Here is a 17,397-nt window from a genome sequence, read left to right on the forward strand (position 1 = left end):
CTCATTTATTTCTTAAGGCAGGGATGGGTCAAGCGCACGGAGATCGATGCTGGTATGCGCCCGGTGTGACGAGCATCGAAATCAATGCATCAAGGAGTTGGAGCGAGCGGACAAGGAGCTGCCACCGTGCCAACGAGATTCTGCGCACGGCCAGCGTTTTTTACGCAGGCGGAACTCGACTGCAAACTCAAGTCGTAACGACCTATATTGATCGACATCGCGAGACCTACGGGGTCGAGCCGATCTGCCGCGTGTTGCAGGTCGCCCCGTCGGATATCGTCGCCGTGTCGCACGACTGCGATACCCGAGTTGTACAGTGCTTGTGCCCACAGCGCGATGCGGTGCTGTTGCCCGCTAGTATGGACGGCCCTTGGCTCAGCGCGGCCAACTACACTAACGGAAAATGGCACGCTACCGATCTCCCGTCTCCGAAAGCTTTCAACTGTGGCCTCTCCTGCCGACACAACGCTTGCGCCTGTGGACATCGTGTCTGGAACCGGCACCCCGAAGGCGGGTTCATCGGGCTCGGCAGATCGCCCTTGAGCAGGATGCGTCGTTTACGGCGCTCGCTGTCCAGTTCGGGTACCGGGACGGCCGAAATCAGTGCTTGCGTGTAGGGATGGGCCGGTTCGCGATACACCGCCTTGGTCGGTCCGATCTCGGCGATAGCGCCGAGGTACATGACGGCGGTGCGCGTTGAGACTTGGCGTACCACGCTGAGATCGTGGGCAATGAAGACGTAGGTCAGGCCGAACTGCTCCTGCAGGTCTGCGAAAAGGTTGACGATCTGGGCCTGGATCGAAACATCCAGTGCCGATACCGGTTCGTCGGCCACCACCAGGCGCGGATTGAGCGCGAGGGCACGAGCAATGCCGATACGCTGGCGCTGGCCGCCGGAAAACTCATGCGGGAAACGATGGAAGTGCTCCGGTTGAAGGCCGACCACCTGCAACAACTCTCCCACTCGTTCGGTGATTTCCGCGCGGCTCTGCCTAGTGTGCACACGCAATGGTTCGGCGATCAGGTCGCCGATTCGCCGGCGCGGATTCAACGAGGTGGAAGGATCCTGGAACACCATCTGTAGGCGCGGGCGCAGCGGCCGCAGCTCACGCATGCTTTGGTGCGAGATTTTATTGCCCTCGAACCACAATTCGCCTTCGCTGGGCTCTTGCAGACGCACCAAGCAACGCCCAAGCGTCGATTTGCCGCACCCAGACTCACCGACCAGGCCGAGCGTCTCGCCCGGATAGACTTGCAGCCAAACACCGTCGACTGCTATCACGCGCCGCCGAGTTTGCCCTAGCAGCCCGCTGCGTCCACCGTCGAAAAACTTACTCAGCCCCCGCGCCTCGAGCAGCGGCGCCTCTACGATGGCAGTGCTCATGTGGAAGCCTCCTGATCTGGATGCCGATCAACAGCACGGCGCCGGCCGGGCGGCAAGAAACAGGCGGCCAAATGTTCGCGCGTGCCACTCAGCGGTGGCAGCTGGTCGCAGGTCTCGAAACGGTAGGCGCAGCGCGGCGCGAATGCGCAGCCATCAGGTCTTTCGCTCAACGCAGGAGGACTGCCGGAGATAGATGACAGGCGCGTCGGTCGGCGACCTTCCAGCGGTGGGATTGAGTCGTACAGCCCCCATGTGTAAGGGTGGAGCGGCTCGCTGAACAGCTCGCGCGTAGTGCCGTATTCGGCGACGCGGCCGGCGTACATGACAAGCACCCGGTCAGCCGTCTCGGCGACCACGCCCATGTCGTGGGTGATGAGAATCACGGAGGAGCCGAACTCGTCCTTGAGTCGGTGAATGAGTTCCAATATTTGCGCCTGCACCGTCACGTCCAGCGCGGTAGTCGGTTCGTCGGCGATCAGCAGGGCGGGCTGGCAGGACAGCGCCATGGCAATCATGGCGCGCTGGCGCATGCCGCCGGAGAGCTGGTGCGGATAGCGGTCCACCGCCGTATAGGGCTGGGGGATGCCGACCGCATCCAGCAGTTCGACGGCACGCCGGCGTGCCGTCCGGCGCGAGAGCTTCTCGTGCGCGCGCACCTGTTCGACGATCTGCCAACCGACTGTGTAGACCGGCGTCAGCGCCGTCATCGGATCCTGGAAGATGACCGCGATCTCGCTGCCGCGCAGCGGACGCAATGCCGACTGAGACAGACCGATCAGCTCGCGGCCCTTGTAGCGTACAGAGCCCTCGATCACCACGTTGGGATCGCTGATCAGCCCCACGATGCTCATCACCGACAGTGACTTGCCAGAGCCAGACTCGCCGACTATGCCGACGATCTCGTGGGCACCAACCTGGAAAGAAACACCGTCGACGGGGCGGATCAGCCCATCTTCGGTGCGAAAGGACACACGCAGGTCGCGTACGTCCAGCAACGGCTCGGCGGCTTCAATCGTCACGTCGCACCCTCGGGTCCAGCACCACGTAGAGCAGGTCGACTGCGGCATTAGCCATCACCACGAAGAACGAGCCGTAGATCACGGTGGCCATGATCACGGGCAGATCGAGATTCTGCAATGCGTCGTAGGTCAGCTTACCAATCCCCGGTAGCCCGAACACGACTTCGGTCAGCACGGCCGCGCCGCCGACCAGCGCACCGAAATCCAGCCCGAACAATGTGACCAGGGTGATCAGCGAGGTGCGCAGCGCGTGGTGCAGCAGGATGCGTGTCTCGCTCAGGCCCTTGGCGCGAGCCGTGCGGATGTAGTCCTCCTGCATGGCCTCAATTAGATTCGCCCGCAGTACGCGACCGTAGAGTCCAATGTACATCACGGCCAGGGTGACCCACGGAATGACGAGTCCTTGGAACCAGGTCAGTGGGTTGCTGGCGAAGGAGTGGTAGCCAAGTGCTGGCACCCAGGAGAACAGCACCGTGTCGTGCAGGCGGCTCTGTGAGAGCAGGTTCAAGATCTCGCCCACCCAGTACACCGGCATCGAAATGCCGATCAACCCCAAGGCCATCAATACGCGGTCGAGCACACTACCGCGGGTGGCGGCCGAGAGCAGACCGATGCCCACGCCGAGCACCATCCATATCACCGCCGCGCCGGTGACAAGCGAAAGCGTGACCGGTGCAGCCTGCAGCACTTCTGGGATCACCTCCTGGCCCCGGTTGACGAAGGAGGTCAGATCGCGAGTGACGAACAATTTCTTCATCAAGATCGCGTATTGCACGGGTAGTGGCTTGTCCAGGCCGAAACTCGTCCTGACGGCGATCAGGGTTTCTGGCGAGGCGTTGCGCCCAGCGATGCGCGCAGCTGGATCGGAGCCCGGAGTAGCGAAAAAAATCAGGAATACGATGATGCTGATGCCCAGCATCACAAAGAACATGTGGCCGAGCCTGCCCAGAACGATTCCCAGCATCTCAGCCCACCCGGATGCGTACTTTGGAACGCGGATCGAGCGCGTCGCGTACGCCGTCGCCCAGGACGTTGAGCGCCAGCACGGTCAGCGCGATGGCCACACCCGGCGCGACCGCCACCAGCGGGCGTGTATACAGCAGGTTCTGCCCGTCCTGGATGATGGTGCCCCAACTGGCCGCAGGCGGCTGCACGCCGATGGACAGGAAGGACAGCGCCGATTCGGTGAGGATGCACAACGCCATCATCAACGGCACGAAGACGATAATCGTGGTGCTGACGTTGGGCAGGATGTCACGCAGCAGAATGCGGTGCGCGGGCACACCCAAACCGATGGAGGCGAGGACAAACTCGCTCTGCTTGAGTGACAGCACTTGGCCACGGATCGGCCGTGCGACATAAGGCACGTAGACGATGCCAACGATGAGTATCGGCAGCCACAGACTGCCAGAATTGATCGTGATCGGGCCGAAACTGATGCTTTTGTTGATCAGCACGATGGACAGAGAAATCGCCAGAAAGAAGATCGGAAAAGCCCACAACACATCGAGCAGACGGGAGACGACGGTGTCGACCACGCCGCCGAAAAAACCTGAAAAAGTGCCCAGCAGCGCGGCCAGAAACAGGCAGATCAGGGTCGACATGGTGCCGATCAGCAACGAGTTGAGCCCGCCGTAAAGCAGCCTGGCGGCGACGTCGCGACCCTGGTCATCGGCACCCAGCATATATGGGCCCAACTGCCAAGTCGGGCCGAGCGGCGTGACGCCCAGACCGAGGCCTGTGGTCGATGGCTGCATTACCGCCACCATCTTGCCATCGAGTATGAAACTGCCACTCAGGTTGGACTGGAACGGATTGCTCTTGGCGACGTAGGTGGCATACAGCGGTGCAGACAAACATAGGACGACGATGATGGCGAGCAACGCAATCGCCATCATCGCGGCGCGGTCGCGGCGCAGCTTGCGCCACGCCGTTGCCCACGGCCCGCGGCTCATGCGCCGCGGGCGGGCTGCGGGGACGCCGCCGTCCCCGTAGAACTTGTCCTCACCCATACCGCCTATTTCACCCAAGCCTGCGACATGACCCAATGGCGTTGGCTGCTATACATATAGTTACCGACGCGCGAGGAAACAAAGTCGATGTGCTTGGGATTGAACAGAATCGCGGCTGGTGCTTGTTCCGTAACTTGTTTATCGATCTTCGCCCACAGCTTATTCGCCGTTGCCAAATCGGTGATGGCCACCTTCATGGCATGCTGCATCTGCACATCGATCTTGGGATCGCAGAAGCCCGAGATGTTGACCGACGAATCCGAACCCGGATGGAAAGCATCGCAGGAGAACAACACGTTGAGGAAGTCCGAAGCCGCGGGATAGTCTTGGTACCACTGAGTCAGACTAATCTGCACCTTGTTCTTGGTGTTCTGGATATAGGTGAACTCGATGTTCGGCGAAATCGCCTTCACGCTGGCCTGGTAGCCGAGTTCGTTTAGCACGCTCTGTAAGTAGGTGCCGATGGCACGCGAGACAGCGGTATCCTCGACGATCAACGTAACCTTCTCGCCCGCTGTGCCGGACTCCTGCACCAGCTGCTTGGCTTTAGCCATATTCGGCGCGCTCCACGTCGCGCCTGGATTCTTGGTGTAGGGGCAATAGGGCTCATAGCCAGGGAAACCGGGGGGCAGAATCTGGCAAGATGGCTCGCCCAGACGCGGGCCACCGAACAGGTTGACTACCGCTTTCCGATTGATCGCGTAGCTAAGCGCCTGTCTGGCTTTCACGTTGTTGAACGGCGCGAGGCGCGTGTTCATGGGCGCATACCAAATCGCCTCCAGCGGACTCACATGCACCTGTTTCGCATAGCGGGTGCCAATTTCACCCAGGCGATCGGTCGGCGGCTGGTCGAACATCCAATCAGCCTGACCGTTTTCCACCTCGGTGACTTCCGCCTCGTCGGTCAGACCAAAGTGGTAGACCATCGCGTCCACATAACCGATCGGCTGCGCATCCACACTCCACTGCTTGAAGTAAGGGTTGCGCACAATCTTCATTTCCGTGTTTGGGTTGTAGTTAGCGATCATATACGGCCCGGTACCCGGAATCGGCGTGGTACCGGCATCCTTGTCAGGCGTCGACGCCGGCAAAATAGCGGCATGCGGCAGCGCCAATTTGTCGAAGAACTCTGAATCCGGCTGGGTCAGATGGAAGGTGATGGTCCCTGCCGTGGCGTCGGCGACAACGCCGCCAGCGAGGGTACAGGTGGCAGGCGTCTTCAGGCACTTATCCGCGCCGACGATATTGTTGTAGAACGTTCCCGAAGTCGGGCTAGACACCTTAAAAATACGTTGGAACGAGGCCACCACGTCGCTGACCGTGACCGGCTGACCGTTGGAGAATTTGATCCCCTTGCGCAGTTTGAAAACGTAGGTCTTACCGCTGCTCTTGGCCATGGGCAGAGCTACGGCCAGATCGGGCACAAGCTCAGAGCCGGCGTTTCCAGGACCCTTCTTGAACGCGACCAAGCCATCGTAGACGAACTGGTAGATCTGCCAAAACTCGGATGTGTAATTGATCTGCGGATCGATCGTTCCTGCCGCTGATCGCGCCACCAGCTGCAAGGTGCCGCCCTTATGTTTTTCCATTAGAGCAGGCGTCCAGAACTCCGACGCGTGCGTAACCGAGGAAACGAACAACAGGGTTATTGCCGAACCGCGAACCAGGGCGGTCATGAAACGCTTGTTCAATTTAATGATGTTTCGCACACGAAATTCCTCGCTATAACTCTAACGATAGCGCTTATCGAAAACATTCGAATTAGAGCCCCGTACAGACTTGATGACCTGCACGATCCACCCCCATGAAGCCATGGAAACGGTAGCAATCTACATGCCAGAATCCCCAGGCGCGTGATTGATAGATGGAATCGGTTTTTGTTCCGCTCGCGCTGTTCATCTGGGCGATCGAGCGCACCAATTACATGCGGCAAGCCCCCTCACCGCCCAAACTTGAGCCTGCATTCGTGCCTGCAAGACTAGGCTTGCAGACCAGGATTTCCTTTTCGCATGACCCAATCACGACAAAATCGACACTGCAATACGATCCAGACGGGCGATGGCACTCCAATTCATCATGGCCTGCTCACTTGGAATTCGCTCTGCCCGTTCATCGCGTGATAAACGGGTTGGCCGAGGCCAGAATGGCCCCAAATGTTCGAGCGACTCACCCGGTCTCGGCTAAATCCGAAAACGTGGCGGTCGTAGGACACTCGTGAAACTTTGTGATACTCGACGGGATCGGATGTGCGTCAAACTCTTCGTTTCATTCCGTGTTAAGGCTTCCCACTCTTCCTGCGACAAGGCTGTGCGCAAACGCTGAACCTCTCTCGACCAGAGCACCATCGAGGGGTGGTAAATTGGCGATAATGAGCGCGAGCAGACCACCTTGGACGACGGACTGCATGTTCAGCCACGAACATGCCTCCCCAGGATTACCCTAGCAGCGCAAAACTCCCGTCAATACCCCGTGTTTGTGGAAAGTTGTACAGTTCGACGCGGAAGAAATCGACGGTCCGGAACAGCCCAGAATGTCGGCTCAGCACCTGGCAGATACGTCGATCTGCCATTTTGCCGATCTGATCGCAGCCCCGCCCACTGACGGCCAGATCCTTGGCGCTGCTGACGTAGTCGCATGTCGCCGGCTACGCCGTGGAGGACCATCAAAGGCGTTTTGCCCTTTCCAAGCTCCCTGGTAATTCGATACCAGGTTTGGTAGCCGCAGAAATTCCGCAAACACTTCTTCTCTAGGTCAGGATTTCTCCCGATCCCAGACAGCAGTTACCGCACGCGTAACTAGAAAAGTGTATGGTTTTTTATGTCGAGTTCCGGAACTGGCGAGGAACAAATACAGGTCGAGCAACTGGCATTTGATGGCTTTGACCACCACCCGATTGCTGGCCCCGGATTTGAGCACCGCGGAATTGAGATGCAGGTGATTGTCGCGGTCAAACGATTCAATCTAGCGGTTATACGGTCGCATCGGTCAGGAAAACATGCGCCGTAGCCTGAAAGGGTCACGCCGTAACTTGTCAGAACCTTGTATGGTGAAGTTTCTGTGGCTCATAAAAAAGCGCACAATTCGGCCAAGATTCTGGCCAACGGTAACCTAAGGTGTAACCTAGATGCGCCGGAAATAAAAAGGGGCTAGCTAAAAAAGCTAACCCCTTGATTTTATTGGTCGGGGCGAGAGGATTTGAACCTCCTATCACCTGAACCCCATTCAGGCGAAATGCCCTTTCAATGGGAATCATGCCGTTCCAGGAAAATATATAACCCATTGGTTTTAATGCATTAGCTGTTTCATGTCGATTCAGCTAGAATCACTCAAAAGCACGCCACTGGTAAACGTGGCGGTAAACGTGAGAATCTACGTTTACCGTAATCAGAGGTGGTATGGTCGCTGCAGCGCCACGTTTACCACCGGGACTCCAGAACGAGGTCCGTAGATGGGCAAACTGACGGTCAAGCAAATCGAGAACGCTAAGCCTGGCGCCAAGGACGTCTACCTGCGCGACGGCGACGGGCTGGAGCTGCGCCTCTACCCGAGCGGCATCTGTGCGTGGCAGTTCCGGTACCGCGCCGGCGAGCAACGCCGCGTCATGGCACTGGGGCGCTACGAACACAATACGCTCAAGGAGGCCCGCACCGCGGCGCAGGCGGCACGTAAGCTGCTTGACCAAGGCATCGACCCCATCGAAGAACAGAAGCGTCAACAGGAAACCAGGGAGGCCGAGCGCAAGGCTCGTGAGAGCCGCCGCACATTCGGGCAGGCCTTGAACCGCTGGGCCGAGCTGGAACTTGCGGGAACCAAGGATGGGGGTTCCGAACGCATGCGCGCCATGCGCAAGGACGTACTGCCCATCCTGGGTGATCGCGACCTCGAAAGCGTCTGCCGTGGCGATCTGGTGGACATACTCGACGGCATCACCGCCCGAGGCGCCCGCATCCTTGCAAACAGAGTGCTAGGCGACCTTAAGCAGTTCCTGGGTTGGTGCGAAACCCGCGATTGGATCGAGTCCAATCCCATGCGCAGCGTGATCAAGGAACGAATCGGCGGCCGGGAAACAGAGCGCGACCGCATCCTGAGCCCTGATGAGATGGTAGAGCTTCGTGACAAGCTGCCGGTCGCCAACTTCGAGCAGCAAACGATCGCCGCCATATGGATCATGCTTTCGACGTTGTGCCGGGTGGGCGAACTGATTCAGGCGCGCTGGGAGGATATCGACCTCGAGGGCGGCACCTGGCGCATCCCGGCCGGAAATTCGAAGAACGCCAAGGAACACATCGTCTACCTATCGACCTACTCCCGGTACTGGTTCACGGTGCTGCACGCGCGCACCAACTGGAGCGGCTGGTGCCTACCCTCGAGTTTGAAGGACAACGCGCATGTGTGTTCGAAATCCATTACCAAGCAGTTACGTGACCGGATGCGCGACGTGGCCATGTCCAATCGCACCAAGGCCACAGGTGCTCTGATCCTATCGAGTGGCCCCTGGACGGCCCACGACCTGCGCCGCACCGGCGCGACACTCATGGGCGAGCTCGGCGTGCTGTCTGAAATCATTGAGCGCTGCCTCAACCATGTGGAGCCTAGCAAGATCAAACGCACGTACCAACGGCACGAATACACCGCAGAGAAGCGCGACGCCTGGCGACGGCTCGGGGATTACCTGGATGAGCTGCTGAATGGCAACGCGCGAAAGGTGGTGAGTATCGCCGAGGCAAAATGAAGAAACCGGCCCGGCGGATCCGGGAAAGCGGCGTACCAGGTGAAGCAACACCTGGCACGCCTGACCACAAACCGCCTACATAGGAGGCGAGAGTCATGGCTACCGAGAATCCTACAACCGCTGCAGGCGCTGTCAACATGGAAAGCGTCCAGCGACGACCTACTATTCAGTTCCCTCTATCGGGCAGCGAACTTGTCCTGAGTACATACGGAGCCCTCGAAAATGTTGTCGAACTACTAGGCGCTGCTGCGCCCATCGGGTACTCCAAGAAGCTTATGTGCCACGTTTATGGACCGGACCGAAGAGGAGCTAAAACCGCGGCCGGATGGCTCGCCGATGCCGGAGATCAGGCCCTGAATGGGCTTAAGGCAATAGGCTTTGTCCTCTCGGCGCTCGGCAGCGATAGCATCGAAAGCCATGGCGATCAGCTCATGGGGATCGGCAACGCAATCACCGCTCTCTCCGTGATCGCACAGAAGTCGCGCGAAGGCGCCTCTGAATTGGAGCACTACGCCGAACAACTCAAGAGCGCAGGAGTCGATTTCGTAGAGCCCGACGCCTGACAATCTCCGGGAGGAACCATATGAGAACGTTTCCAGAAAGACGCCGGCTCGAGGCCACTCAAATCGGAGAAACTGAAACAATGACCCAAAAACACACTGCAAACCCCTTACTTGACCCACCTTCTGGGGGGGCAATGTGTATCGGGGCATTCAATAGTGCCAACAGTGCCGCATCTCTGCCCGTACAAAATAGCGCGGCAGGAATGGCGGGTTTGGCAGAAATGGACTATGGCGCGGGTTACAGAGGTGGTTCCGTGGGTAGTTCTGCCATTCCTGCCAACACTGCCAAACCCAGCAAGTCGGGCATAGATGAGGACGACACCATGAGCATTCAACAGTCCGCCATTGGCGACCAAGTCATTCGAACTGAGTTCTTCGTAACCACCGACATTCCGTGTGACAAGAGATCAGGAAAGCTATTCCTGCATGGCGAGTTTCCGGCTGACGGTGGTGTCGTACGCATGCACCCCTTGGCCGGTCCCTTCGATACGGAACAGGAAGCGCGCGATGCGTTAGCGCATGTCCAGTTACCCGAAAATGCGCTGTGCGAGAAAGGGATAATTAAAAGCCAGCAGCTCCGATAATCTGTTGCGCCGCGTCTAGGCCGACGGGCCGAAAACCTGCTCCCTGGCAGGCTGGCGCGGCCCCCCCCTTACAGGGGCGTGAAAGGGGCGCCATGACAAACTCAAAGCTGCCGCTGCAGTTCATTCAGTCCCGCGTTTCTCAACTCGCCGTCGAACTGAAAGACGTGTTCGGAGATCGCGTCCTCAATGCCGATCCCTATGAGCCTTGGCGAGCCTTCCTATTGCCTGATAGACGCAAGCAGGTATCCCCTCGCTTCTGGTGCGAATATCGATTCCCCCCACCCGAGCTCCCCAGAAAAAGTAGCGCATACGCCTTGGACGACTTGAGAGAGGCGATTTGGGCGTACTGCGCAGGCCTCGAGTGCTTGCGGGAGTTTCAACCAGAAATTTACGAGGTATTCCTAGATTCGTTATCCGAGTGGAACAGGTGGAAACGAAGACTCGCGGATCATTGCGCTGCCAACGCATCTCGTAGCGGCCTGCGCCGATCCGACAACGAACTAAAAACTCGCATAAAACAGCTCTTTGAAGAAGGGCGCACCAGCAAAGAAATCGCAAGCGACGTGGGGCTAGGGATTAGAGCGATTCAAAAGCGCCTAAAAAAATACAGCGAACCTTCATAGCAGGTTCGCGCTCATCTTTCAGATGATGCCCCGGCATTACCAATCGCTATCAGCCGGGGGCATCATATGACAACCAACAGTAGTCAAACAGCGAGCCGTGATCGGCTCGTGCGCAACAAAGCGTCCGCCGATTTTCTAGGCATCAGTTACGCGACATATTGGCGCCTTGTGAGACGAGGAGAATTGCCACAGCCGGTTCGAATTACGGCGCAGATTGGTGGGCAACCCGAGCATGTGCTCGTTGATTTTCTTCGGTCGAAGGGCGCCGCATGAAAAATGCCCGCCGGGGGAACGGCGGGCATTTGGCCTCTCAGCCCGTAGATTTGTCGGCGAAGTCGACCGAGGCCAATTATCCGCGCTCAAAAAACTCTAATCAACCCGCGCCAGTGCGCGTTACACCTCACTCTATCGAGGCCGAGCAAGCAGTGCTCGGAGGCCTCATGCTGGACAATTCGACCTGGCACCAGGTCGCAGAGCGGATATATGAGGAAGATTTCTACCGCTTCGATCACCGTCTGATCTTCCGGGTGGCCAAACGCCTGGCTTCGCAGAATCAACCCCTTGATGTAATCACACTGTCAGAAGCTCTAGAGCGCACGGGCGATCTCGAACAGACGGGTGGACTAGCCTATCTAGGCGTTCTGGCACGTGACACGCCCAGTGCGGCCAATATTCAAGCCTATGCGGAGATTGTGCGGGACCGCGCGCGGTTGCGAAGCCTTATCGCCGCAGCCACCCATATCGCCGATAGCGCGTTCAATCCTAACGGCCGTGACTCGACCGAGATCCTCGACGAAGCACAGCGTGCCGTGACGGCCGTGGCTATTCGGTACGCCAACACATCTTCTGCGGTCATTCTTCTGCGCGGTGACCAATTAGAAATATCCGCAATTCAATGGTTATGGGTGGGATGGATCGCTCGCGGCAAACTTCACCTTCTTGTCGGTGCACCCAGCACTGGGAAAACCACCTTACTGATGGCATTGGCCGCGATTGTAAGCCACGCCGGCATGTGGCCTGACGGCACGACTGCCCCCGGTGGTCATGTAGTAATTCTGAGTTTCGAGGATGACCCACACGACACCCTCGTGCCAAGGCTGAAGGCCGCTGGCGCAGATATGAGCAAGATAGTCATCGTCGGTGATGTGCGTGAGGAAGATGGCGATCGCTGTTTCGACGCCGCGCGCGATATTCCGATTTTGGCAGCGGCTCTGGCCAGCATGCCGGAGCCGCCTGCGATGCTCATCATTGATCCGATCGTGAATCTAGTTGCCCGCGACTCAAATGCGAGCTCGGACGTACGACGCTCCTTGGCGCCATTGGTCGACCTCGGGCATCGAATCGGTTGTGCGGTGATCGGCATCTCGCACTTCACCAAAGGCACAACCGGCCGTGATCCTGTTGAGCGCGTCACTGGTTCAATTGCGTTTGGTGCCCTAGCCCGGGTGGTTCTAACCACGGTCCGCCGGCCAGATGACCATCCGGAAGGCCCCGCACGCGTGGTGGTACGCGCGAAATCAAACATAGGACCGGATGGCGGCGGGTGGAGCTATGAGATTGAACCCATCGAACTTGATGACCACCCTGGCCTGTTCGCGACTCGAGCCAAGCTAGGCGACGCGATTGAGGGAACAGCTCGGACACTCCTCACTGAGGCAGAAACCGTAGCCGAGGAAGATATGTCGCGCTCCTCGGCACTCGATGCGGCCGCCGATTGGCTAAAGAGGTTCCTGGCAGGTGGTGGTGAGTCCGCAGGAAAATGCCTTACCGAAGCGGCCAAAGAGAATATTAGCGAGCGCACACTCCATCGCGCGCGTCGCGAACTCGGCATCGAGAGCACCGTCTCCGGATTCGGGCGCGAGAAGACCTCGGTATGGTCGCTGCCCGCCGGGACATTCAATAGTGCCAACAGTGCTGCATCTCTGCCCGTACAAAATAGCGCGGCAGGAATGGCGGGTTTGGCAGAAATGGACTATGGCGCGGGTTACAGAGGTGGTTCCGTGGGTAGTTCTGCCATTCCTGCCAACACTGCAAAACCCAGCAACTCGGGCATAAATGACGACGGCGAGGTGGCCATATGACGCCCGACACCATCCGCCGAGCCTGCGCTGCAGAAGGACTTGTGCTCCAACTGCGCGAACCCGACACCATCGTCCTCAGCGGCCCGCAGGATGCCCGTGAGCGCTGGGCGCCAATAGTCCGCGAACACAAAACGGAATGCCTCCGGCGGCTGCGCCAAGAAGTCACCCACGGAGCCATGGGGCGTCGCCAGTTGGAAGTCCTGGCGCGCGAATTCCACGTCGACGCGCTCGACCTAGTCGACTGGTACCTGGATGACCTGGAAGAAATCGCGGCCATGCCACTGGCAAAGCTGCGATCCACTGTTCGCGATTACATCAAACACCGACCATTCTATCGCGGCGGATGCCGCCTTTCATGAGGAGCAAGCCATGCACGAGATCAAGCAAGCAGCAGAAACTGTCAATCAGAAACGAGAGGAACTCCAGATCGCGCAGGAGAAACTAGCCGACGTTAAGACAGCCGCCCAGCTACCACAGGCTGCACGTACACGCGTAGAGCAGATGCTGGCCGACCCTCGAAACGACCCGGCAAACCTTGTGCGGATTTACCGGGGTCCAACGGGTGGCGCGCAAACGTATGAACTCCATGAGCGCATCGAACAGCCGGCCGAAGATGACATCCTCGAACGCCTGCGCCAACAGCTGCAGGCAGAAGTCGGAAACGCTCACCTCGAAGATCGGACACCTGATGTCGCTGAGATAAATGCCGAGATCCGTGAGATCGAGGGCGCGCGCGCAGCCATGGCAGTGCAACAGGCGCGGGTGGCCAGCCTGTCGAATGAATTGGCGCAGCTGGAGAAAATTCTCGCAGATGCTGTCATAGAGTTTGCCCGTAGTCACTTTGACGCCGGTCGAACCGCATACAGGAAATCCCTGGATGCGACGTTGAATGCACTCACGATGATGGCGGCCGCCAATGCTCTGGGTTCCCAATGGTCCGCCCGAGGCGCGCGTGCATGGCCAGATCAGATCGAGCCATACCTTAATCAGCCCAACCGCCCGCAGCATCAGCCGGTCGACTTCCGCGCCGCGGTAACAGGAGATGCCTTCCAACGTGCTCGCGGCTTCTTGATAAACAAGCTCACGCAGTTGGGCGTCGAGATTTGATCAACGTGGCCCCGGCGACGGGGCCGCATAAACTCTAGGTGACGAACATGAAAATAAATTTTCCGATTCGGACAAGTGGCCTACGCGATCAACCCGGGCATGCGGTGGTTGCCAAGAGGCCGCGCACGCCGCTTCAGAGAGCAAAAGGAGCATCCGTGATGCCCAATGGCCATTCGGCCAAGAAATCGCCCCAGAGAAAGCCTGACGCGTCGCCAAGACCATGGATTGCCAGCGCGTCCAAAATCAAAAGCGCAATTATCAATGAGCGCACACGGTGCAAACGGATTTTTTCCGCCGGTATCGAACACGATTCCCTTGCGACAGCCTGCACGTTGGCCTTCAACACCAGCCTGTCGGCATACAAAGCGAAGCTTGTTCTCGCAGGAACAGCAGCCGATCGCCAGCGCCGCCAGCCACTGCGAAGCTCATATCGGCATGAGCCCATACCTTCGATGATCATCCCACACGTTGTACCGGATGGCGGCGAGAATCCAGATGGGAGGGTGCATATACAAGCGAAAGCGATCCATGCTGCAGCTGCTAAGGCGCGAGGTGCGGCGGCATGATCGAAATTTCCGTAAGGTCAAATCTCAAAGAGATCGAGAGGTCGCTGGAAGCATTCGTGCGCAAGCAGATTCCATTTGCAACTGGCCGCGCATTGACTGAATTGGCGGTTGAAGTGAAAAAAGCCGAGGTCAAGAACTTGCTGACCAAAATGCCTACGGCAACACCATTTACCCAGAAATCCATCGGATCGACCAAGGCCAACAAGCTGTCTCGTAGTGCGACGGTTTATGTGCGCGATGTCGCAGCTTCATATCTCTATCCGTACGAGTTCGGTGGATTGAACAAGCTCAACGGTTCAGCTCTATTGAAGCCTGAGAATGTTCGCCTCAACAAGTACGGCAACTTGCCGCGCAAGAGACTCGCTCAACTATTGTCTAAACCCGATGTGTTTGTGGGCAAGATCAAATTCAAGTCAGGCGATGTGGTGGATGGCATTTGGCAACGCGGCCTATATGGCAGTCGTCGCAAAGGCGGCTACATGGGTACCAAAGGAAAGCATCATATGATCGCAGGCAATCGATCAACATTGACGCTGCTCGTCCGTTTCGCTGATGCACATCCTGCCAAACCTAGACTTGGCTATCGTGTCACTGCTGAGTCTTTGATTGCTCGACGGTTCAACAAAATATTCGGGCGCGAACTGGCGCGCGCCATGGCCACGGCCCGATGAATGGGGTGGTCCTGGGTCCCTCCTGGCGACTTTGCATCAGGGGCATTTGCGAGCTGCGTTGTTTCCCCAGCTATGGGGGCAAAAAGCCGGTTAACACAATAAGTTAACTCTAGGCTTTTTCGTTAACCCAGCAAGAGTGAGGGTTTCAGCCAGAAGAATCGTAGTCGCCGTCTGCATCAAACTACTATCGAGCGATGCGTTTTCCGAGCTCGTATCATCGCTGCCCGCGCTACCAATTCTACCGAGTGCGCCGATAATTGGAGCACCTGCGCCTATCCACCGCCGCTGGTAAACGTGACGGTAAACGTGGAGCGCCAGAAACAAAAAAGGGCCGGCGCGAAAAACGCCAACCCCTTGATTTTATTGGTCGGGGCGAGAGGATTTGAACCTCCGACCACCTGAACCCCATTCAGGTGCGCTACCAAGCTGCGCTACGCCCCGCAAAGAGGCGAGAGATTACCCGAACGGACAGACCAAGGCAAACCTTCCTAACGTACATGCGGTCGATGTCACCAAGCGTCGACCATTTGGATGAAGGTTTAGGATAGATAGGCCCTCAGTGCCCAATCGGTCATCGCGACCCATAAGAACGCGAAGATGCTGACGTGCAACAGGCTTTTGCACGTATCGAGCGTAGTCGCCGCGCTTGGGTAATCCCCCCTCAAAGTAGTAGCGTTCAGAAGTGGAATTTTCCGATACTCACCGGTAAGGAGATTCCGCATGAAGAAATCGCGATACACGGACTGAATCGCCCCGGGTATCGCGGAGGCTGTTTGGTTTAAGTTAAGCAGCTACCGCTGTTTGACGGTTGAGTTGCTCGTAATAGTTTGCCTCAGCTTCTGCGGGAGGTATATGACCCAGTGGTCCCATCAATCTTTGATGGTTAAACCACGAGACCCATTCCAAGGTCGCCAGTTCCACAGATTCCCGCGTCTTCCAAGGCCCTCGACGATGGATAAGTTCGGCCTTATACAGTCCGTTGATGGTCTCGGCCAGGGCGTTGTCGTAGCTGTCGCCCTTGCTGCCAACCGACGGCGCGATGTCTGCCTCGGCAAGCCGCTCACTGTAGCGGATGGAGACATACTGCGAGCCCCGGACGCTGTGGTGGATCAGGGTATCCTCCGAGCTGGGCTGTCGGTCGTACAGCGCCTGCTCCAGGGCGTCGAGTACGAAGTCCGTGGTCATGCTGGTGCTGACACGCCAGCCCACAATGCGTCGGGCGAACACATCAACGACGAAGGCCACGTAGAGCCAGCCCTGCCAGGTTGAGACATACGTGAAGTCCGACACCCAGAGCTGGTTGGGGCGATCCGCCTGGAACTGACGATTGACCCTGTCCAGCGGGCAAGGTACCGATGTGTCAGGCGTCGTGGTGCGAACGATCTTGCCCCGACGTACGCCCTCCAGGCCCAGGCGACGCATGAGCCGCTCCACGGTACAGCGCGCTACGACAATGTCCTCGCGGTTCATCTGCTTCCAGACCTTCTCGGCACCGTAGACCTGCATATTGGCCTGCCAGACACGCTCAATATGCGGCATCAGCCATTCATCGCGCTTGGCCCTGGCGCTGCGCAGTTCCGGATTGCGCTGCCGTGCCGCATGACGCCGGTAAGCCGATGGGGCGACCTGCAACACGCGGCAGATCGGCTCGACCCCATAGGCATCCCGATGCTCGTCGATGTAGGCGTTCAGGACTTCAGCTTGCGGTCGAGCTCCGCTTGGGCGAAAAAAGCGCTGGCCGTGCGCAGGATGTCATTGGCACGCCGCAACTCCTTGATCTCGCGCTCCAGCTCCTTGATGTGCTGTGCCTCGGCTGTGGTCGTACCCGCGCGCGACCCGGCATCGATCTCTACACGCTTGACCCATTCATGCAGGGTGTTGGCCGAACAGCCGATCTTCGGGGCGATCGACTCCACCGCGGCCCACAGCGAGGGATACTCCCCGCGATGCTCCTGGACCATTCGCACCGCACGCTCACGGACCTCAGGGGAAAATTTGTTCAACTTGTTCATGGCTTCATTCTCTCAAGAGTTGAAGCCTCCTCAAAACCCGGGG

General features: G+C 58.3%; 15 protein-coding genes, 1 tRNA gene, 1 pseudogene and 2 other annotated features. Of the genes and pseudogenes, 9 read left to right on the forward strand and 8 right to left on the reverse strand.

Going from position 1 to position 17,397, the window contains the following annotated elements:
- Window positions 1–24: 24 nt before the first annotated feature.
- Window positions 25–310: pseudogene (locus tag BI364_RS18675) on the forward strand (IS3 family transposase); the annotation flags it as partial.
- Window positions 153–269: a sequence feature (AL1L pseudoknot), on the forward strand. (Overlaps the previous pseudogene by 117 nt.)
- Window positions 311–388: 78 nt before the next feature.
- Here BI364_RS18675 and BI364_RS09405 read toward each other — a convergent pair.
- The 5 genes from BI364_RS09405 to BI364_RS09425 are packed head-to-tail and all read right to left on the reverse strand — an operon-like array spanning window position 389 to window position 6,124.
- Window positions 389–1,384: an ABC transporter ATP-binding protein gene (locus BI364_RS09405; RefSeq protein ID WP_070078519.1), complete on the reverse strand. Its 996-nt coding sequence runs from the start codon at window positions 1,382–1,384 to the stop codon at window positions 389–391.
- On the reverse strand, window positions 1,381–2,403 hold the full coding sequence (locus BI364_RS09410; protein ID WP_197495657.1) for an ABC transporter ATP-binding protein: 1,023 nt from the start codon (window positions 2,401–2,403) through the stop codon (window positions 1,381–1,383). Before BI364_RS09410 ends, BI364_RS09405 begins: the two co-directional genes overlap by 4 nt.
- On the reverse strand, window positions 2,393–3,367 hold the full coding sequence (locus BI364_RS09415) for an ABC transporter permease (RefSeq protein ID WP_070078520.1): 975 nt from the start codon (window positions 3,365–3,367) through the stop codon (window positions 2,393–2,395). Before BI364_RS09415 ends, BI364_RS09410 begins: the two co-directional genes overlap by 11 nt.
- Before the next feature lies 1 nt (window position 3,368).
- A complete protein-coding gene (locus tag BI364_RS09420) occupies window positions 3,369–4,415 on the reverse strand; it encodes an ABC transporter permease (protein WP_070078521.1) in 1,047 nt (348 codons plus the stop codon).
- A gap of 5 nt (window positions 4,416–4,420) precedes the next feature.
- Window positions 4,421–6,124 (reverse strand): ABC transporter substrate-binding protein, encoded by a 1,704-nt coding sequence (locus tag BI364_RS09425; protein ID WP_197495658.1) that lies wholly within the window; start codon window positions 6,122–6,124, stop codon window positions 4,421–4,423.
- A 1,739-nt stretch (window positions 6,125–7,863) separates the two neighbouring features.
- Here BI364_RS09425 and BI364_RS09430 point away from each other — a divergent pair.
- The 7 genes from BI364_RS09430 to BI364_RS09460 all read left to right on the forward strand — a co-directional run bounded on the left by BI364_RS09430 (window position 7,864) and on the right by BI364_RS09460 (window position 14,105).
- Entirely contained in the window at window positions 7,864–9,147 is a 1,284-nt protein-coding gene (locus BI364_RS09430; RefSeq protein WP_070078523.1) for a tyrosine-type recombinase/integrase, read from the forward strand.
- 95 nt (window positions 9,148–9,242) lie between these two features.
- Window positions 9,243–9,710 (forward strand): hypothetical protein, encoded by a 468-nt coding sequence (locus BI364_RS09435; RefSeq protein WP_070078524.1) that lies wholly within the window; start codon window positions 9,243–9,245, stop codon window positions 9,708–9,710.
- An 80-nt stretch (window positions 9,711–9,790) separates the two neighbouring features.
- Window positions 9,791–10,294 (forward strand): hypothetical protein, encoded by a 504-nt coding sequence (locus BI364_RS09440; protein WP_156782694.1) that lies wholly within the window; start codon window positions 9,791–9,793, stop codon window positions 10,292–10,294.
- 92 nt (window positions 10,295–10,386) lie between these two features.
- Window positions 10,387–10,917: an SGNH/GDSL hydrolase family protein gene (locus BI364_RS09445; RefSeq protein ID WP_070078526.1), complete on the forward strand. Its 531-nt coding sequence runs from the start codon at window positions 10,387–10,389 to the stop codon at window positions 10,915–10,917.
- 386 nt (window positions 10,918–11,303) lie between these two features.
- A complete protein-coding gene (locus BI364_RS18340; protein ID WP_322111779.1) occupies window positions 11,304–12,998 on the forward strand; it encodes a DnaB-like helicase N-terminal domain-containing protein in 1,695 nt (564 codons plus the stop codon).
- On the forward strand, window positions 12,995–13,357 hold the full coding sequence (locus BI364_RS09455; RefSeq protein WP_070078528.1) for a hypothetical protein: 363 nt from the start codon (window positions 12,995–12,997) through the stop codon (window positions 13,355–13,357). Before BI364_RS18340 ends, BI364_RS09455 begins: the two co-directional genes overlap by 4 nt.
- Window positions 13,358–13,367: 10 nt before the next feature.
- Window positions 13,368–14,105: a hypothetical protein gene (locus BI364_RS09460; RefSeq protein ID WP_070078529.1), complete on the forward strand. Its 738-nt coding sequence runs from the start codon at window positions 13,368–13,370 to the stop codon at window positions 14,103–14,105.
- A gap of 133 nt (window positions 14,106–14,238) precedes the next feature.
- On the opposite strand, the gene BI364_RS09465 is transcribed toward BI364_RS09460, so the two are convergent.
- The gene (locus BI364_RS09465; RefSeq protein ID WP_156782695.1) at window positions 14,239–14,565 is read right to left on the reverse strand and encodes a hypothetical protein; all 327 of its coding nucleotides are present in this window, start codon (window positions 14,563–14,565) and stop codon (window positions 14,239–14,241) included.
- Window positions 14,566–14,667: 102 nt separating this feature from the next.
- Between BI364_RS09465 and BI364_RS09470 the strand changes: the two genes are divergently transcribed.
- On the forward strand, window positions 14,668–15,342 hold the full coding sequence (locus tag BI364_RS09470; protein WP_070078531.1) for a hypothetical protein: 675 nt from the start codon (window positions 14,668–14,670) through the stop codon (window positions 15,340–15,342).
- A 364-nt stretch (window positions 15,343–15,706) separates the two neighbouring features.
- Here BI364_RS09470 and BI364_RS09475 read toward each other — a convergent pair.
- Window positions 15,707–15,783 (reverse strand) — tRNA-Pro (locus tag BI364_RS09475).
- 342 nt (window positions 15,784–16,125) lie between these two features.
- Window positions 16,126–17,354, reverse strand: a protein-coding gene (locus BI364_RS09485) for an IS3 family transposase (RefSeq protein ID WP_156782696.1) whose coding sequence is annotated in 2 segments (ribosomal slippage) — window positions 16,126–17,066 and window positions 17,066–17,354 — 1,230 coding nt in all. Because the reading frame shifts where the segments join, the coding sequence is not laid out codon by codon here.
- Window positions 16,960–17,076, reverse strand: a sequence feature (AL1L pseudoknot). It overlaps the preceding gene by 117 nt.
- Window positions 17,355–17,397: the final 43 nt, after the last annotated feature.

This window comes from Acidihalobacter yilgarnensis (genome assembly GCF_001753245.1).
In the GTDB taxonomy this organism is placed as follows: Bacteria; Pseudomonadota; Gammaproteobacteria; order DSM-5130; family Acidihalobacteraceae; genus Acidihalobacter; species Acidihalobacter yilgarnensis.

Bases quoted from the DNA above. Each gene is read 5' to 3' on its own strand.
- BI364_RS09405 (WP_070078519.1), bottom strand. From the start codon at position 1,384: ATGAGCACTGCCATCGTAGAGGCGCCGCTGCTCGAGGCGCGGGGGCTG.
- BI364_RS09415 (WP_070078520.1), bottom strand. From the start codon at position 3,367: ATGCTGGGAATCGTTCTGGGCAGGCTCGGCCACATGTTCTTTGTGATG.
- BI364_RS09420 (WP_070078521.1), bottom strand. From the start codon at position 4,415: ATGGGTGAGGACAAGTTCTACGGGGACGGCGGCGTCCCCGCAGCCCGC.
- BI364_RS09430 (WP_070078523.1), top strand. From the start codon at position 7,864: ATGGGCAAACTGACGGTCAAGCAAATCGAGAACGCTAAGCCTGGCGCC.
- BI364_RS09435 (WP_070078524.1), top strand. From the start codon at position 9,243: ATGGCTACCGAGAATCCTACAACCGCTGCAGGCGCTGTCAACATGGAA.
- BI364_RS09440 (WP_156782694.1), top strand. From the start codon at position 9,791: ATGACCCAAAAACACACTGCAAACCCCTTACTTGACCCACCTTCTGGG.
- BI364_RS09445 (WP_070078526.1), top strand. From the start codon at position 10,387: ATGACAAACTCAAAGCTGCCGCTGCAGTTCATTCAGTCCCGCGTTTCT.
- BI364_RS09455 (WP_070078528.1), top strand. From the start codon at position 12,995: ATGACGCCCGACACCATCCGCCGAGCCTGCGCTGCAGAAGGACTTGTG.
- BI364_RS09460 (WP_070078529.1), top strand. From the start codon at position 13,368: ATGCACGAGATCAAGCAAGCAGCAGAAACTGTCAATCAGAAACGAGAG.
- BI364_RS09465 (WP_156782695.1), bottom strand. From the start codon at position 14,565: ATGATCATCGAAGGTATGGGCTCATGCCGATATGAGCTTCGCAGTGGC.
- BI364_RS09470 (WP_070078531.1), top strand. From the start codon at position 14,668: ATGATCGAAATTTCCGTAAGGTCAAATCTCAAAGAGATCGAGAGGTCG.